Source organism: Streptomyces sp. NPDC002787 (assembly GCF_053592095.1).
This window is the reverse complement of record NZ_JBSFVC010000001.1, coordinates 405,716-419,245: the sequence shown is the minus strand read 5'-3', so window position 1 is coordinate 419,245 and position 13,530 is coordinate 405,716. Positions and strand designations below refer to the sequence as shown.

Below are 13,530 nucleotides of genomic sequence, written 5' to 3'. Positions count from 1 at the left end.
GCGTGAACACCGCATCCGCTCCGACGACGGATGAGACGTCCCTGTCCGCCCGGGAGACGGTCAAGGCACTGGGCGCGTATGTGCGGCCGCACCGGTGGGCGGTCGCCCTCGGTCTGCTGTGCGCCCTGGTCGGGGCCGCCGGGGGGCTGCTGCAGCCGCTGGCCACGAAGGCGCTGGTGGACCGGCTCGCCTCCGGTGAGACCATCGCCGGGATCCTGGTCGCGCTCACCGTGGTGGTGGTGCTGGGCACGGCGGTCGAGGCGTTCGGCGCGTATGTGCTGGAGCGTACGGCGGAGTCGATAGTCCTGGCCGCACGGCGCACCCTGGTCGGAAGGTTGCTGCGACTGCGGCTTTCGGAGTGGGAGCGGATCCCGCCGGGTGATCTGATGTCCCGGGTCACCTCGGACACCACGCTGCTGCGGGCGGTCAGCACCCAGGCGGTCGTCTCCGCGGCCACCGGCGCGGTGGCCTTCGTGGCGGCGGTCGTGATGATGGCGTACCTGGATGTCGTGCTGCTGGGTGTGACGCTCGGCGTGGTCGTGTTGGTCGGTGGGGTCGTGGCCATAGTGATGCCCAGGATCGCGCGGGCCACTGAGCGGTCGCAGGAGGCGGTCGGGGAGATCTCCGTCGGATTGGAGCGGTCTCTCGGGGCGTTTCGCACGGTAAAGGCGTCCGGGGCCGAGGCGCGGGAGACCGCCCGGGTGGAGGCGGCGACGCGGCGGGCGTGGTGGCACGGTGTGAAGAGCGCGAAGTGGGAGGCCGTGGCCGGCTCGGCCGACGAACTCGCCGTACAGCTGGCCTTCCTCGCGGTGCTCGCCGTCGGCGGGGCGCGGGTGGCGTCCGGGGAGATCCCCGTGTCCACCCTCATCGCCTTCCTGCTGTACCTCTTCTATCTGATCGAGCCGGTGTCCAAGCTGGTCGACGCCGTGACCTCCTATCAGGAGGGGGCGGCCGCGATCTCCCGCATCGCGGCCGTGGAACGCCTCTCCACGGAATCGCCCGATCGGCGGACGGGTGCCCTGCCCCGGCAGGGGACAGCCGCGCCGGGGCCGGCGTCGGTCCGCTTCGAGGGCGTGTCCTTCCGCTACCGTCCGGGCCTGCCGTACATCCATCAGCAGGTGAGTTTCGAGGTACCCGGTGCCGGCATGACGGCCTTCGTCGGTCCTTCCGGCGCGGGCAAGTCGACGGTCTTCGCCCTCATCGAGCGGTTCTACGAAGTCACCAGCGGCCGAGTCCTGGTGGACGGCGAGGACGTACGGGACTGGTCCCTGGGCGAGCTGCGGTCCGCCATCGGGTACGTGGAGCAGGACGCTCCGGTACTGGCCGGCACGCTGCGGGAGAACCTGGTCTTCGCGGCGCCCGGTGCGACGGACGACGCCCTCCGCGACGTCCTGGCCCGCACGAAGCTCGACACCCTCGCCGAGCGGCTGCCCCACGGCCTGGACACCCCGGTCGGCCACCGCGGCTCGAAGCTGTCGGGCGGTGAGCGGCAGCGCGTCGCCATCGCCCGCGCCCTGCTGCGCAAGCCCCGGTTGCTGCTGTTGGACGAGGCGACCTCGCAACTCGACGCCGTCAACGAGCTCGCGCTGCGGGACGTCATGGCGGACGTGGCCCGGGAGACCACTGTGCTGGTGGTGGCCCACCGCCTGTCGACGGTGACCGGAGCCGACCGGATCGTCGTCATGGACACCGGCCGGGTTCGGGCCGTGGGCACCCATCAGGAACTGGTGGACCAGGACCGGCTGTACGCGCGGCTGGCGGCCACCCAGCTCCTGGCCCCCGCGCCATGACCCACCACACGCAGGGTTGTCCGGTCGTCCACTGCCCCAGTCCCGGTCAGACAACCCCACGCACCGACACCCACGGAACCCAAGACCGCGAAAGGCCCCTATGCGCACCGAGTCCGCCATCGCTTGCAGACGTGGGCTATGGGACTGGCTGGCCCAGCCGACCGCGCTGTTCGGCGGCGTATACGGGCTCCTCATGTCGAGTTCGGCCGTCGCCGCGCTCACGCAGTTCGGCGACGTGACTCAAGCGGCGCGCATGGAAGACGCCGTGTGGGTCCTGTTCACCGCTCTTGCCTCGGCCCTGGCTCATGGATACGCCCACCGATCACCCACCGCGATGCTCAGGGCCATCCCGGTATACGGGGAGTGGTGCGCGCAGTCCTCTCCGAATGGCCGCTGGTAGTGGCGACGCTGCCCACCACACTGCTGCTGTGCGGGGCGGGCCTTGGCTGGTGGCACTCCACAGGCATCGAGTACGTCGCCTTCGGAATCAACACCGTCCTGCTCCTGGGCTGGGGCCTGCTCGCCTCCCGGGCCGCAGGCCGTACGTGGCGACGAGCCGTCGGAATCGGCGGCACTGACGCGCTCTTGTGAGTGGCCGTCGCCGTGGTCAGCACCCTGCTGAAGTGAGGCGGCGACCTGTCACGTCGAGCTCCGCGTCGTCCGTCCGTGGGGGAGGCGGCGATCATGGCTGTCAGCCTGGTGCCGGGATCCTCACCGGGCTGACACGGCACCGGACACGGTCAGGACAGGGAGCTGGACGAGCGGGCAAGCTGCGCGGTGCACGGTCCAGGGGCGCCGGCGCCCACTGCCGGTCGAGGCTCACGCGTGGGTCTTGTGAGCCGCAAGCCGACAGAACAGCGTGTCACTCCGCGCTGAGGGGAACCCTCAGCCGCACCCGGTAGCCGCCCTGTGCGGTCGGGCCCGCCTCCAGGGTGCCGTGCAGGATCTCGGCCCGTTCGCGCAGACCGACCAAGCCCTGCTGCGAACCGGGCAAGGGGAGGGAGGGGCGCGTGAGAGGGGTGTTGGTGACGGTCACTCCGATACCGTCGCCGTCCTTCCACAACTCGACGCGGGCGTTGGCGCCGGGGGCGTGCTTGCGGAGGTTGGTCAGTGCCTCCTGGACCGTGCGCTAGAGGGCGCGTTGGGCGGGTGTGCCCACGGTGGGCGGCAGCTCACCCATCAGCTCTGTGTGAGGCCGCAGGATTCCACCAGTTTGCGCAGGTCGGCCAGGGTGGGCTGCGGGGTCAGCTCGGTGGCGTTGCCGCCGGAGGCGCGCAGCAGGGGGATCACGGCCCACTCAGGCGGCCCGCCGTGCCCACGAGCCGGGCCCGGCAGAGCCGCCTGCTCGAAGGTCCCCAGACGGCACTTCTGATTTCCTTGCGTCCTGCCAGCGTCCCGAATTCGGCGTCCAAGGCCTCGTACACACCACCCGCGGAGACCTACCCCAACGCCAGACCACCACATCTGCGCAGGTCAGAGCGATCCGAACTAACGTCGCCAGCAACGGAGTTGAACTCACGGCAGCGGATTCCGTCCGTTGATTCAACAGACGGAATCCGCACCCTTGATGAGACGTTTCCGCAGGCCAAAGATCTGCATGGTGGGGCCGGTGGGACTCGAACCCACGGCCGACGGGGGCCGGGACCTGGCCCCCTGCAGGCTCGCGAGCACATCATCGGCTACACGATTGTCAACGACTGGTCCGCCCGCGACCTCCAAGGCCGCGAGATGAGGGGCAAACTCGGCCCCGCCAAGGGCAAGGACACCTCAACCACCCTCGGCCCCTGGCTCGTCACCGCGACGAACTGGAACCCCACCGCAACCCGGAAGGCTTCCTCGATGATCCGCCCCGGCGACGTTCTGGGCTCCGGCACCTGCGGCACGGCGGCTGCCTGGCCGAGCTCTGGGGCCGCAACCGCACTCTGGAACCTCCACCGCTCGTCCCCGGCGACACTGCCACCATCACCCGGTCGAGGGCATCGGCACCCTCTTAACACCGTCGTCGAGGGCGTCGCTCCGGTTCACCTGCCCCCTGCCCGCCGCAGGCCACGACCGCTGCGCGTCTGGGGAACAGGACCGGGGCGGTACGGCTCGGTCCTGTTCCCGACTCCCGCCCCTCACCAACCGACTCCGGCACCGGAAGAAAGGCACGACAACGTGGACAAGGTCATGACCTCGGCCGCAGACATACCGGAAGGCGCATCGCTGGCGGTGGGCGGCTTCGGGCTGTGCGGCATCCCCACCGTCCTCATCGACGCCCTGCACGCCCAGGGCGCCGACGGACTGCGCGTGGTCTCCAACAACTGCGGCGTGGACGGCCAGGGGCTCGGCGTCCTGCTGACGGCCGGTCGGATCGCCCGGGTCACCGGCTCCTACGTCGGGGAGAACAAGGATTCGCCCGCCAGTACATCGCCGGTGAGCTGGAGGTGGAACTCACCCCGCAGGGCACCCTCGCCGAACGGCTGCGCGCCGGCGGAGCAGCAGGTCCGGGCCCAGATTCTCGTCCGTCGTCACTATCCAACCGGGCAACCGGTCCAGCAGCAAAGGGACGGTGCTGCCGGGGTGCGCGCCGGTAGTCCGCAACGCGTCGGCTCAGGGACGCTGATGGCTGTGACCCGGCACGTATTCGGCGGCCGGACGGCCGGCCTCATCCAGCAGCACCTCGCGCTCGGGTGATACCGCCGACGTCACTGCGCCTCACTATCCGCAGGGAGCGGACTGTGCCCGAAGCTGATCCCGCCGTTCACAGTGTCCGCCTGAATCACCGTGGCCACGCGGGCGTTGCCCGCCACCTCGTTGTGCACGCCGCTCACTTGAGAAGCGAGTCCCAGCCGGGCACTGGCGAGATGAGTCCAATTCTCCAAGGCCACCGCGAAGTCGTCGTTCCGCGCTGCTTCCTCGAGGATGAGCCCGGCGAGCACCCGGACCTGAGCCGGATCCTGCGGGTCGACGGGTAGCACGTCCCCGTCAGATGTTCTGGGTGAACGTCGAACGGCCCGCCGTGCGAGCTCGAGCAGTGACGTCCACGCCTCGCGCCCTGCCTCGGTAGCGGCACCGGTTGCGGCCGCGGTCACCACCGCTACCACCGCCTGTGCCGTTGACGCGTCGAACATGGACTCCCCCTTCCCTCTCCGACCCCTTCAAAATAGCGCTCTTTGGCTGCTTCGGACAGAAGTCGAAGCTGTGCCCCGGCCAGCCTGCGGCGAGGAGTGACGAAGGAGCCCTGCGGGTAGTCCCATGGTCGACTCGCAAGGTTCCGCATCATCCGCTGCCGACCGCGAGGACATGGTATGGGTACGGGTTCCGTGGATGCCGCGCTGGCCTCTCTGCATGTCGACGACAGCTCGATCAGGCTCGACTGCCCTGGCGGGTGGTTGCGGATGCACCGGCACCGACTGTCGGTGTGCGGCGTCCACGTGGCGACGCCGGAAGAGGTGGCGCACGGGGGATTCGCGGAGCACGCGATCGTGCCGGATGCGCCTGTGCCGCTGACAACCGGGCGCCTCGAGTGCGTCACGCCGTTCCTGGCGGCTCCCGGGACGCCCGCAGGCCTGTGTGTTGGCTTCGGGAGACTGAACCGCTCCCACCACCGGGTGGTGGCCGCCGCCTCGGAGGAGGCCACCAGGGCGGACTTCGTACCCCACCACGGTTCCCGCTACGCGCTCGGCCCGCATTCGGGCCGGCTGGTGGATGTGCTCACGGCGCGGGGCGGCACGCGGACTACCACGGTGATGGACCCGCGCATCGCACGGTATTCTGAGCCCACTGTGGCCCGCTGGGTGGGAATGCACTACGACAACGCCTGGACCAGTCAGGGCGAAGGTGAACGCTATCCCCGCGGCATTCGTGTTGCATGCGCGGATCGGCGCGTCATTCACAACATGGGGCCGGGCGCCCGGTCACTGATCTTCTCGCTGAACATGTCTGCCCTGCATCTGTCGGACAAGGCCAGGCCCGGCGACAGCAGGAATATACCGAGCACCAAGCAACTCCGTGACTTCCTCATCGAAAATCCGGCCGAGCTGTCGAAAATCGTTTGTGTCGTCTGGACAATCGAGGCGGGAGATCTGGTCGTCCTGCCTGCCGGCCTCGCACTGCACGACGGGTCGATGGAGGGCCGCCGGCATTCGTCCAGCGCCTTGGTCTTCGCCGGAACATTTCCGCGAGGTGCGTTCTCCCGGACTTGATCAGGCGCCGGAACGGCTCCACGTTTGGCTCATCGACTGGAATTTGTGAAAGACGAGGCCACCGTCGCGATCGGGCGGGGTGCCTCCCCGGAGTATCGGCCGCAGAAGCCATTCGAGGTGCTCCACATTGGCGAGCAGAACATCTTCGAGATTTGAGTCCGGGTTATGTTGGCTGGTCAGGGTTGGCACAGCAACGCTCCTTCCGTCTTCGCTTGATGGAGGTTTCGGCAGAAATTCGTCTCAGTACCATCGAGCCGCCCAAGCTCGAAGTACTTGTTCGCCGGCCAGCTTCCGCCACAGGCGACGGCATAGCGGCAAGTTCGGCGACACGCGTCCACACCGGCGAGCGCCTCGCGGACCCACGGAACCGAGCCCGCCCTGCTCAGCAGATCCTCAAGGGGGTGCCGCAATACGTTGCCTACCGTGAAAGCCCCGTGCCTTGGATGTCGGAAGCCCGCGAGATCTGGGGACATGACTGTCACCTCCCCGTTGTACGACACGGTAGGAATGGGCTCCACGGGCATGCTCAGGACCTCCGCTGCAGTGATCCCCGATCGAACCGCGTCGTAGCAGTTCGCCACCGACTCGAGGTCTCGCAGCCGCACCACGGGGTTCGCCCGCCACTGCGTAAAGAGTTCGGCGAAGAAACCCACCCATTCGCTTTTGCATGCCGGTGCGTCTTCGCCATGGGAGCCCTTCGTTTCCTCGGGCAGGATTCCCAGTACTTCCGCTCCGATATCGCAGGCGTGGGCGTAGACCGACCGAGCGACCTCGGGCGCGGGATCGCGCACCACGGAAAGCACGTGGAAGGGGATCCCCCGACCTCTCAGCACCGCGATCCCAGCCGCGATCCTTCGCCAGGCTGGGCCACCCCCGCGTGTGACCCTGCCCGAGTTCATGTCCCGTGGCCCGTCGATACTCACGGACACCTGAACGTGGTACCGGTCGAACAGGTCGCACCACAAGTCATCGATCAAGGTTGCATTCGTCTGGATGTGATGAGCGGTGCCGCGAGGCCAGTCGGAGAGCAGGTCCTCGAACTTCCGGACGCCTACTGCGAGCGGCTCTCCCGCGTGCCAGAGGACCTCCACCTGGTGCCCGGAGTCCCTCCAGCGGGCCACGGACTCCGCGGCGGCACGATTGACGGCGGCCGGCATGTCAAGGCGCGTCCCCCGGTCGGGCAGGTAACAATATCTGCAATTAAGATTGCAAAAGGTTGTCGGCTGCATCACCAAGACGGACGGTCGCAGCCCAAGAGCCGCCCCGTTGTCACCGCCGGACGCGGAATGCACGCACACCCTCCTACGGTCGTCGTACAGGGAGCGTTGCCATGGAACGGTGGCGCAGCCGAGCGTGTCAATGACACCGGCAGCAGAACTGTGCGGAATGTGGTGGTCCGCTTCTTCACGGCCGTGGACAGCGTTCCACGGGCCCCGTACGCTGAATCCCTCACGTTCAGACGATTGATGCGGCCTCATGACAGATCATGTTGATCCACATCCATCCAACGACTCGCACAACAACTTTCCCGGTACCGCCGACAACGTCGTCCAGGCGCGACAAATTCTTGGTGGTGTGCACTTCCACACCGGACCCCCCACTCGGATGACGGCGCCTCGTCAGCTTCCCCCAAAGCCAACCCATTTCACTGGTAGAACGGCCGAACTGGCGCGGCTCAAGGCGTTCCTCGCAGCCTCTGATGCCGGTGAACCGGCAGCCCTGCTCGTCACGGTGCTCGTTGGCGCCGCGGGAGTCGGCAAGTCGGCGCTGGCTATCCACTGGGCCCACGCTGTGCGCGACCGCTTTCCGGACGGTCACCTATACCTCAACCTTCAGGGCTACGACATCAGCCCTCCGCTCTCTCCCCACCAGGCCCTGGAAAATTTCCTCGTGAGTCTGGGTGTGCCTCCAGGCAGCATCCCGCCGGACCTGGACGCCAAGACGGCCCTGTACCGCCACGTTGTCAGCGGGCGACGCCTCATCATCTTCCTGGACAATGTGCGCAGCGCCCCTCAGTTACGTCCCCTGCTTCCCGGCACATCAGGGTCCTTGATACTCGTGACCAGCCGAAGCCAGCTATCCGGTCTTGTCGTCCGCGAGGGAGCCCAACGTATCGTCATCAACCCACTCGCCCCCCAGGATGCGACTGATCTGATGCGGTCCATCCTGGGCAGGGAACGCGTCGATGCAGAACCCGTGGCGTCGGCCAAACTGGCGAGCCATTGTGCCCACCTCCCCCTGGCCCTGCGCATCGCGGCCGAGCGGGCGGCAATCCACCCGCTTTTGCCCATCGAGGCCCTGGCTTCCGAACTCAAGTCCGGAAGTCGGCGGTTGGACGTCCTGACCACGTACGACGACGACGAGACAACGGCGGTCCGTGAGGTGTTCTCCTGGTCGTACCGCGTTCTTTCCCCAACGGCTGCGCGCTCGTTTCGCCTTCTCGGACTGGTTTCAGGACCCGAGATCAGCGTGCTGGCAGCCGCGGCTCTCACCGGACTCCCGCCCGATCAGGCCGCCCGTGTCCTCGGCGGGCTCGCCAGCTTGCATCTCCTCGAGGTGGCGGGCCCGGACCGCTACCGGTTCCACGACCTGCTGCGTGACTACGCCCGCGAGCGTGTGTCCGAAGATTCCGAGCAGGACCGCTCGGCCGCTCTTCGAAGGCTGCTGACCTGGTATCTATTCACAGCAGAGGGGGCCGCTGCGGCGCTCGACGTCCGCAGGGGACCGACGCCTTTCGACCGGACGCCAGTCGACCGTCCTCCACCTGCGCTGGCCATCGGCTTCCCTTCCCGCACCGCGGCGATGAACTGGTGTGAGACGGAGTTCGTGAATCTCCTCGCAGCCTGCCGCCAGGCCGCCGAGGTGGGCGAGGACGTCATAGCGTGGCAGTTGCCGATCGCCCTCAGGTCCTTCTTCCAGCTGCGGCGGCCGACCACCGACTGGATCACGGCCTCTGAGACCGCTGTTGCTGCCGCCCGTCGCCTGGGTGACGCACATGCTGAGGCGATCACCTTGCGGTCTCTCGGGGCCGCGCTCTCCTACCGCGGGGCGTACGAGGAGAGCCTGCAGCGCAACCGTGAGGCCCTCACAGTCAGCCGAGAGAGCGGCGAGGACGAAGGGTGGTGCCTCAACAGCATCGGAGACTGCTTGGTGTCGCTCGGTCGTTTCGACGAGGCGATCGACCTGCTGGGCCAAGCTCTGATCGCCGCCGAACGCAACGGCGATACTTCTCTGGCCGCCCACTCTCTGGAGAACATCGCCCCCGCTTACAGTGCACTGGAGCGATATGACGAAGCGATCGAGTCCCTGCAGCGGTCCTTGACGATTTTCCGTGACCTCGGTCGTGCTTACGGGGAGGCGTTGGTACTGGACAAGCTCGCCGACACTTATCTCTCCCAGGGCCGCTTCGACGAAGCGGTCCACTTCGCCTCACAGGCGCTTCCGCTACACGAGGAGCTCGGCAATCGCCTCAGCGAGGCGGCCACCTTGCGTATTCTCGCGCGAGCTTTCAAAAGCAACGGCCGAGTCGCCGAAGCCCGGGACCACTGGCTCCGCGCGCTCGTGACCCTCGAAGACCTCGGTCACCCCGACGCGGTTGACGTGAGGGGCGACCTGCTCGGCCTTTGATCGGGATCCGGCTGGCCTGCCTGGATGAATCGGTCCGATGTCTGGGGCGGCCGCGCCTACGGCGAAGGGCGGCCGTCCCCTCGTCTGTGACGACAGATCTGGACGCGCTTCTCCTCGGACACGAGGCAGCGGACGAAGGCATGACAATACGACTGGACCTCACGCGACGACGCCACGTCGATCCCGCGCGCGAGCGCCTCCTGTTGTCCCGTGCCCGGAGTCGGCACCCTTGTCGGCCACCGATAAGGCCTTCGCGGGCCGACAGCCCTCGTTGGCCTCGTGCCGCTTCGGGCAAGGTGTGCATTCCAGCGCCATCTCCAGCACCTGCGGGGCCGCTTTCAGTTCGGGCCGTTACGTGACGCCCCATCACAGCCGAGACCCTCACCGCCAGCCCCGAGGCCATGATCCACATCGCCTCGATCGACAACCTCACCAGGCGCATAACGGACGAGACGACACCCACCTGGCGAGGAACGTACTAGGACGTAAACGGCAAGCTGCCCACTTCAAACGCCCTCTTAGCGGTCGGCTCCGGAAATCCTTCGGGGGTTGACTCCGGCGCCAGGGCCGTGCATGCCGGTGCGTTAGTTGTCGGGCGCGGCGAGGTAGAGACCGCGCCGAACGGGCCGGCTCCCTCCTCATCCGCGGTTGAGCCGTTACGCCCGCTCCTCCAGGCGCCAGGTCAGCCCGAGTCGGCCGATCAGGTCGACGAACAGCTCGAAGCTGCGGTCGACCCGGTCCCGGTCCGCGGTGGCGAGCAAGTCGAGTTGGAGGCCGCGCGCCTGCGCCACGATCATTGAGGCCACCAGGGGCACCTGATCGGCCGGGCACCCTTCGGCCACCACCAGGCTCTCCATCAGCGCGAGTGAGTCGTGGGCGGCCCGCTGAAGGTAGCGGGTGTAGCGTTCGGGCTCCCGTACCGCCAGGGCGTGCACTTCGAACAGCAGTCGGTAGACGGCCATGTCGTCCGGGGCGGTCGTGGTCCGCCACCAGCGCGTCAGGCTCGTCAGATCGCGCGGAGAGTCGGCGAGGTCCGCGGTCTCCGCCAGCCGTCGCCGGAGGAGCTCGATCACCTCCGTGAGCAGGTTCTCCTTGGAGCCGAAGTGATGCAGCAGCGTCCCATGGCTCACCCCGAGCGCGCTGGCCAGCGGCCGCATTGCCAGGCCGCTGACGCCGTGCTCCAGGACGTAGTCAGCGACAGCGCCTAGGAGTTCAGGCCGCCGGTGCTGGTAACGAAGGCTCCGACCGTCGATGTGCTCCGTGTCCACCTGGCCGATGGTACGCGAGCGGCAAATAGATTGACCAAATGGTTGAGCTATTTTTACGGTGGTCGGCATGAGCCACGACATCGGACGTCTGCACCACGTAGGCCACGTCGTCAGCGACATGGGCGAGGCCCTCAACCTCTACCGGCGGCTGGGCTTCACCCTGGCACCGCCGGCCTACCCCGCGATGGCCCCGAGCAAGAAGGCCGCCCCGGAGCCGTTCGGCGCGGCGAATACACACGCCTACTTCCCGCGCAACTTCGTCGAGATCGTCACCTGCGCGCCGCAGGGAGGGGCCACCCGGGTCCCCAGCGAGGCGAAACTCGTCCCCCTGCGGGCTCCGGCCGAGTTGCTGCCCCAACTTATGGAACGCATCAGCAGCACCAGCGCCAATATCGCAGCGTCCCTCCAACGCTTCGAGGGCCTGCACATCCTCATGTTCTCCTCGCCCGACATCGACGCCGCCGCCGCACGACTGAGCGCTGCCTGCGTGGCGCACGGCGGAGTCAACACCGTCCACCGTGCCGTGGAGACCGTCGACGGAACCCGCACGGAGTCCGTCCGCTATCTGGAGATCGACAGCCGTGAACCGGCCGTGAAGCCGGGGGCGGTGACCGAGGGAAGGGTGGGGGTCGTCGCCGACCTGGACCCGCTGGTGCAAGCTGCTCGGCAGATGGACCACCCCAACGGCGCCCTCGACCTCGTCGAGGTCGTGACCTGTGTGGCGGAAGCCGACCTCGACGCCACTGGGGCCAGGTACCAGGACTACCTCGGCAGCCCGGCGCAGGCCGACGGGCCGTCGCGGTTCTTCGACCTTGACGGCGCCCGGCTGACGCTCGTGCCCGATTCCGAGCTCTCCACGGTCCTGCCCGGCGAACACGCCCCCGCCGTCCCCGCGTTCGTCGCCTACGCGGTCGCCGTGCGCGATCTCGCCGCCACCCGGAAGCTTCTGCACGACAACGGATTCCCACTCAGCCGAACCGACTCAGGCAACATCTTCGTACCCGCCGTGTCCGCGCTCGGCGCCGCGATCATCTTCCGCGAGGCGAGCCAGGTACGCCGGTGACCACTCAGCACGGCAGGACGGCCCCGGTGAGCGGCCTGTCGTGATCCACTTCTCCCGATTGACCTTCGCCTGATGCCCGTTGCTCTGGCCCGCCCGATATCCCTGACCGCCGCCGAGCGGCACCGGCTGAAGAAGGCGGCCTGCGGTCAGAAGACCGAGCACCGGCTGCGGATGCGCGCGCAGATCGTGCTGCACGCGGCGCGTGGACGCTCCACCGCGCGTATCGCCCGTCAGACGGGACTGCACCTCGACACCGTGCGCAGGTGGCGGGGCCGGTTCGCCCAAGCGCGCCTGGAGGGTCTGGCGGATCGCAAGCGCTCCGGCCGTCCCGGCGCGTTCACCGCATTACACGCCGCTTCGGTCACTGCACTAGCGTGCCGACTGCCCGCCGAGAGCAGGGTACCGATCTCGCGCTGGTCGGCGCCGGAACTGGCACGCGAGGCCGTCGCCCGCGGCATAGCGACCTTCCTGTCCGCCTCCACTGTGCGCCGATGGCTCGCTCAGGATGTGCTCAAGCCCTGGCAGCATCGCTCCTGGATCTTCATCACCGACCCCGACTTCCGCCCCAAGGCCCAGCGGATCCTGGAACTGTAGGCCCGCACCTGGCGCGGCAGACCGCTCGGCGAGGACGAGTACGTCATCAGCGCGGACGAGAAGACCTCCAGCCAGGCCCGCTGCCGCTGCCATCCCACCCTCGCCCCCCGGCCAGGCCCGCGCCATGCGCGTCAACCACACCTACGGCCGCGGTGGCGCGGTGGCATACCTGGCCGCCTACGATGTCCACCACGCGAAGGTGTTCGGCCGCACCGAACCCCGCACTGGCATCGACCCGTTCATGAATCTGGTCACCCAGGTCATGAGTCGCGAGCCCTACGCCAGCGCCAGGCGCGTGGTGAGCGTCTTCCCGATCTGCATACGGCCCTCGTTGAACCCGTCGACCAGAGCGGCGAACGCATCGACCTCCGCCTGCCACAACGCGTCTTCCCGCTGCCCCGACAGCTGCAGCTTGACGCCCTCCACTGTGGCCTTGCCTTGTGCCCGCCCGGCCAAGTACCCGCCGATCGCGCCGATCGTTGTACCGATGACGCCGATTCCAGCAGCCCATACGGCCGCATTGCCTTGGTCCATGAGCGGATTCTGGCACTGGCAACCACCACACACGGATGCGGCGAGCGCAGCGACCGGGCGGCGGTCCCGACGATCCGTCACAGACGGGTTGCAGCACCCCCGCACCGGCCCGTAACCCCCTCACGTACCGACACCCGTGCCCGCATGCGCGTCAGACACACGGCCACCGCCCTCACCACGGCCGCCCTCCTCGCCCTCACCGCCTGCAGCAGCGCCGACACCAAGGACAGCAGCAGCGGCAACTCCTCGGCTGCAGCCCGCCAACTCGACACGGCACCGAACATCGCCGCAGCGCTCAATGACGCAGGCCTCACCGCGTCCACGCCCCAGGAGCAGACCGAAGCGTCGTACATCACCAAAGTCGGCGGCACGGCCTACGCCCTGACGATCACAGACAAGGTTGGTTAGCCCGCGGCCGGCGACAGCGGCATCAACATGTTCCCGCGCTGGCAGCTCCCCTGACGCCC

General features: G+C 68.0%; 12 protein-coding genes and 5 pseudogenes. 11 read left to right on the top strand and 6 right to left on the bottom strand.

Annotated elements, in window-relative coordinates:
- The first annotated feature begins 2 nt into the window (after positions 1-2).
- Positions 3-1,790: an ABC transporter ATP-binding protein gene (locus ACWD26_RS01755; RefSeq protein ID WP_451265081.1), complete on the top strand. Its 1,788-nt coding sequence runs from the start codon at positions 3-5 to the stop codon at positions 1,788-1,790.
- A gap of 366 nt (positions 1,791-2,156) precedes the next feature.
- A complete protein-coding gene (locus ACWD26_RS01750; RefSeq protein WP_451265079.1) occupies positions 2,157-2,381 on the top strand; it encodes a hypothetical protein in 225 nt (74 codons plus the stop codon).
- 271 nt (positions 2,382-2,652) lie between these two features.
- Here the strand turns inward: ACWD26_RS01750 and ACWD26_RS01745 are convergent.
- Positions 2,653-3,080, bottom strand: a pseudogene (locus tag ACWD26_RS01745) (ATP-binding protein); the annotation flags it as partial.
- Between the two features lie 303 nt (positions 3,081-3,383).
- On the opposite strand from ACWD26_RS01745, the pseudogene ACWD26_RS01740 reads away from it, so the two are divergent.
- The 3 pseudogenes from ACWD26_RS01740 to ACWD26_RS01730 all read left to right on the top strand — a co-directional run.
- Positions 3,384-3,593: pseudogene (locus ACWD26_RS01740) on the top strand (fumarylacetoacetate hydrolase family protein); the annotation flags it as partial.
- A gap of 39 nt (positions 3,594-3,632) precedes the next feature.
- Positions 3,633-3,842 (top strand): annotated as a pseudogene (locus tag ACWD26_RS01735) (fumarylacetoacetate hydrolase family protein); the annotation flags it as partial.
- A 105-nt stretch (positions 3,843-3,947) separates the two neighbouring features.
- A pseudogene (locus tag ACWD26_RS01730) lies at positions 3,948-4,279 on the top strand (CoA transferase subunit A); the annotation flags it as partial.
- A gap of 198 nt (positions 4,280-4,477) precedes the next feature.
- Here the strand turns inward: ACWD26_RS01730 and ACWD26_RS01725 are convergent.
- Positions 4,478-4,903 (bottom strand): hypothetical protein, encoded by a 426-nt coding sequence (locus ACWD26_RS01725; protein WP_451265077.1) that lies wholly within the window; start codon positions 4,901-4,903, stop codon positions 4,478-4,480.
- Positions 4,904-5,080: 177 nt separating this feature from the next.
- Here ACWD26_RS01725 and ACWD26_RS01720 point away from each other — a divergent pair, with 177 nt between their 5' ends.
- Positions 5,081-5,977: a hypothetical protein gene (locus ACWD26_RS01720; RefSeq protein ID WP_451265075.1), complete on the top strand. Its 897-nt coding sequence runs from the start codon at positions 5,081-5,083 to the stop codon at positions 5,975-5,977.
- Here ACWD26_RS01720 and ACWD26_RS01715 read toward each other — a convergent pair whose 3' ends face one another.
- Entirely contained in the window at positions 5,978-6,166 is a 189-nt protein-coding gene (locus ACWD26_RS01715) for a hypothetical protein (protein ID WP_451265073.1), read from the bottom strand.
- Positions 6,154-7,206 carry a radical SAM protein gene (locus ACWD26_RS01710; protein WP_451265271.1) on the bottom strand — a complete coding sequence of 351 codons (1,053 nt, stop codon included), beginning with the start codon at positions 7,204-7,206 and terminating at the stop codon, positions 6,154-6,156. Before ACWD26_RS01710 ends, ACWD26_RS01715 begins: the two co-directional genes overlap by 13 nt.
- A 247-nt stretch (positions 7,207-7,453) precedes the next feature.
- Between ACWD26_RS01710 and ACWD26_RS01705 the strand changes: the two genes are divergently transcribed.
- A complete protein-coding gene (locus tag ACWD26_RS01705; protein WP_451265071.1) occupies positions 7,454-9,604 on the top strand; it encodes an ATP-binding protein in 2,151 nt (716 codons plus the stop codon).
- Between the two features lie 374 nt (positions 9,605-9,978).
- A pseudogene (locus tag ACWD26_RS01700) lies at positions 9,979-10,086 on the top strand (IS5/IS1182 family transposase); the annotation flags it as partial.
- 174 nt (positions 10,087-10,260) lie between these two features.
- On the opposite strand, the gene ACWD26_RS01695 reads toward ACWD26_RS01700, so the two are convergent.
- Complete coding sequence (locus ACWD26_RS01695; RefSeq protein WP_451265069.1) at positions 10,261-10,872, bottom strand: TetR/AcrR family transcriptional regulator; 612 nt, start codon at positions 10,870-10,872, stop codon at positions 10,261-10,263.
- Between the two features lie 67 nt (positions 10,873-10,939).
- Here ACWD26_RS01695 and ACWD26_RS01690 point away from each other — a divergent pair, with 67 nt between their 5' ends.
- Both ACWD26_RS01690 and ACWD26_RS01685 read left to right on the top strand, forming a co-directional pair.
- The gene (locus ACWD26_RS01690) at positions 10,940-11,935 is read left to right on the top strand and encodes a VOC family protein (protein WP_451265067.1); all 996 of its coding nucleotides are present in this window, start codon (positions 10,940-10,942) and stop codon (positions 11,933-11,935) included.
- Positions 11,936-12,007: 72 nt separating this feature from the next.
- Positions 12,008-12,529, top strand: a complete 522-nt coding sequence (locus ACWD26_RS01685; protein ID WP_451265065.1) for a helix-turn-helix domain-containing protein — start codon at positions 12,008-12,010, stop codon at positions 12,527-12,529.
- Between the two features lie 276 nt (positions 12,530-12,805).
- Here the strand turns inward: ACWD26_RS01685 and ACWD26_RS01680 are convergent, their stop codons facing one another.
- On the bottom strand, positions 12,806-13,063 hold the full coding sequence (locus ACWD26_RS01680) for a hypothetical protein (protein WP_451265063.1): 258 nt from the start codon (positions 13,061-13,063) through the stop codon (positions 12,806-12,808).
- Between the two features lie 144 nt (positions 13,064-13,207).
- Between ACWD26_RS01680 and ACWD26_RS01675 the strand changes: the two genes are divergently transcribed.
- The gene (locus tag ACWD26_RS01675) at positions 13,208-13,471 is read left to right on the top strand and encodes a hypothetical protein (RefSeq protein WP_451265061.1); all 264 of its coding nucleotides are present in this window, start codon (positions 13,208-13,210) and stop codon (positions 13,469-13,471) included.
- The last annotated feature ends 59 nt before the right edge of the window (positions 13,472-13,530 follow it).

What these genes read in the sequence shown, in the direction of transcription:
- ACWD26_RS01725 (WP_451265077.1), bottom strand. Translation starts at nt 4,903, where the DNA reads ATGTTCGACGCGTCAACGGCACAGGCGGTGGTAGCGGTGGTGACCGCG.
- ACWD26_RS01720 (WP_451265075.1), top strand. Translation starts at nt 5,081, where the DNA reads ATGGGTACGGGTTCCGTGGATGCCGCGCTGGCCTCTCTGCATGTCGAC.
- ACWD26_RS01710 (WP_451265271.1), bottom strand. Translation starts at nt 7,206, where the DNA reads ATGCAGCCGACAACCTTTTGCAATCTTAATTGCAGATATTGTTACCTG.
- ACWD26_RS01705 (WP_451265071.1), top strand. Translation starts at nt 7,454, where the DNA reads ATGACAGATCATGTTGATCCACATCCATCCAACGACTCGCACAACAAC.
- ACWD26_RS01690 (WP_451265067.1), top strand. Translation starts at nt 10,940, where the DNA reads ATGAGCCACGACATCGGACGTCTGCACCACGTAGGCCACGTCGTCAGC.
- ACWD26_RS01685 (WP_451265065.1), top strand. Translation starts at nt 12,008, where the DNA reads ATGCCCGTTGCTCTGGCCCGCCCGATATCCCTGACCGCCGCCGAGCGG.
- ACWD26_RS01680 (WP_451265063.1), bottom strand. Translation starts at nt 13,063, where the DNA reads ATGGACCAAGGCAATGCGGCCGTATGGGCTGCTGGAATCGGCGTCATC.
- ACWD26_RS01675 (WP_451265061.1), top strand. Translation starts at nt 13,208, where the DNA reads ATGCGCGTCAGACACACGGCCACCGCCCTCACCACGGCCGCCCTCCTC.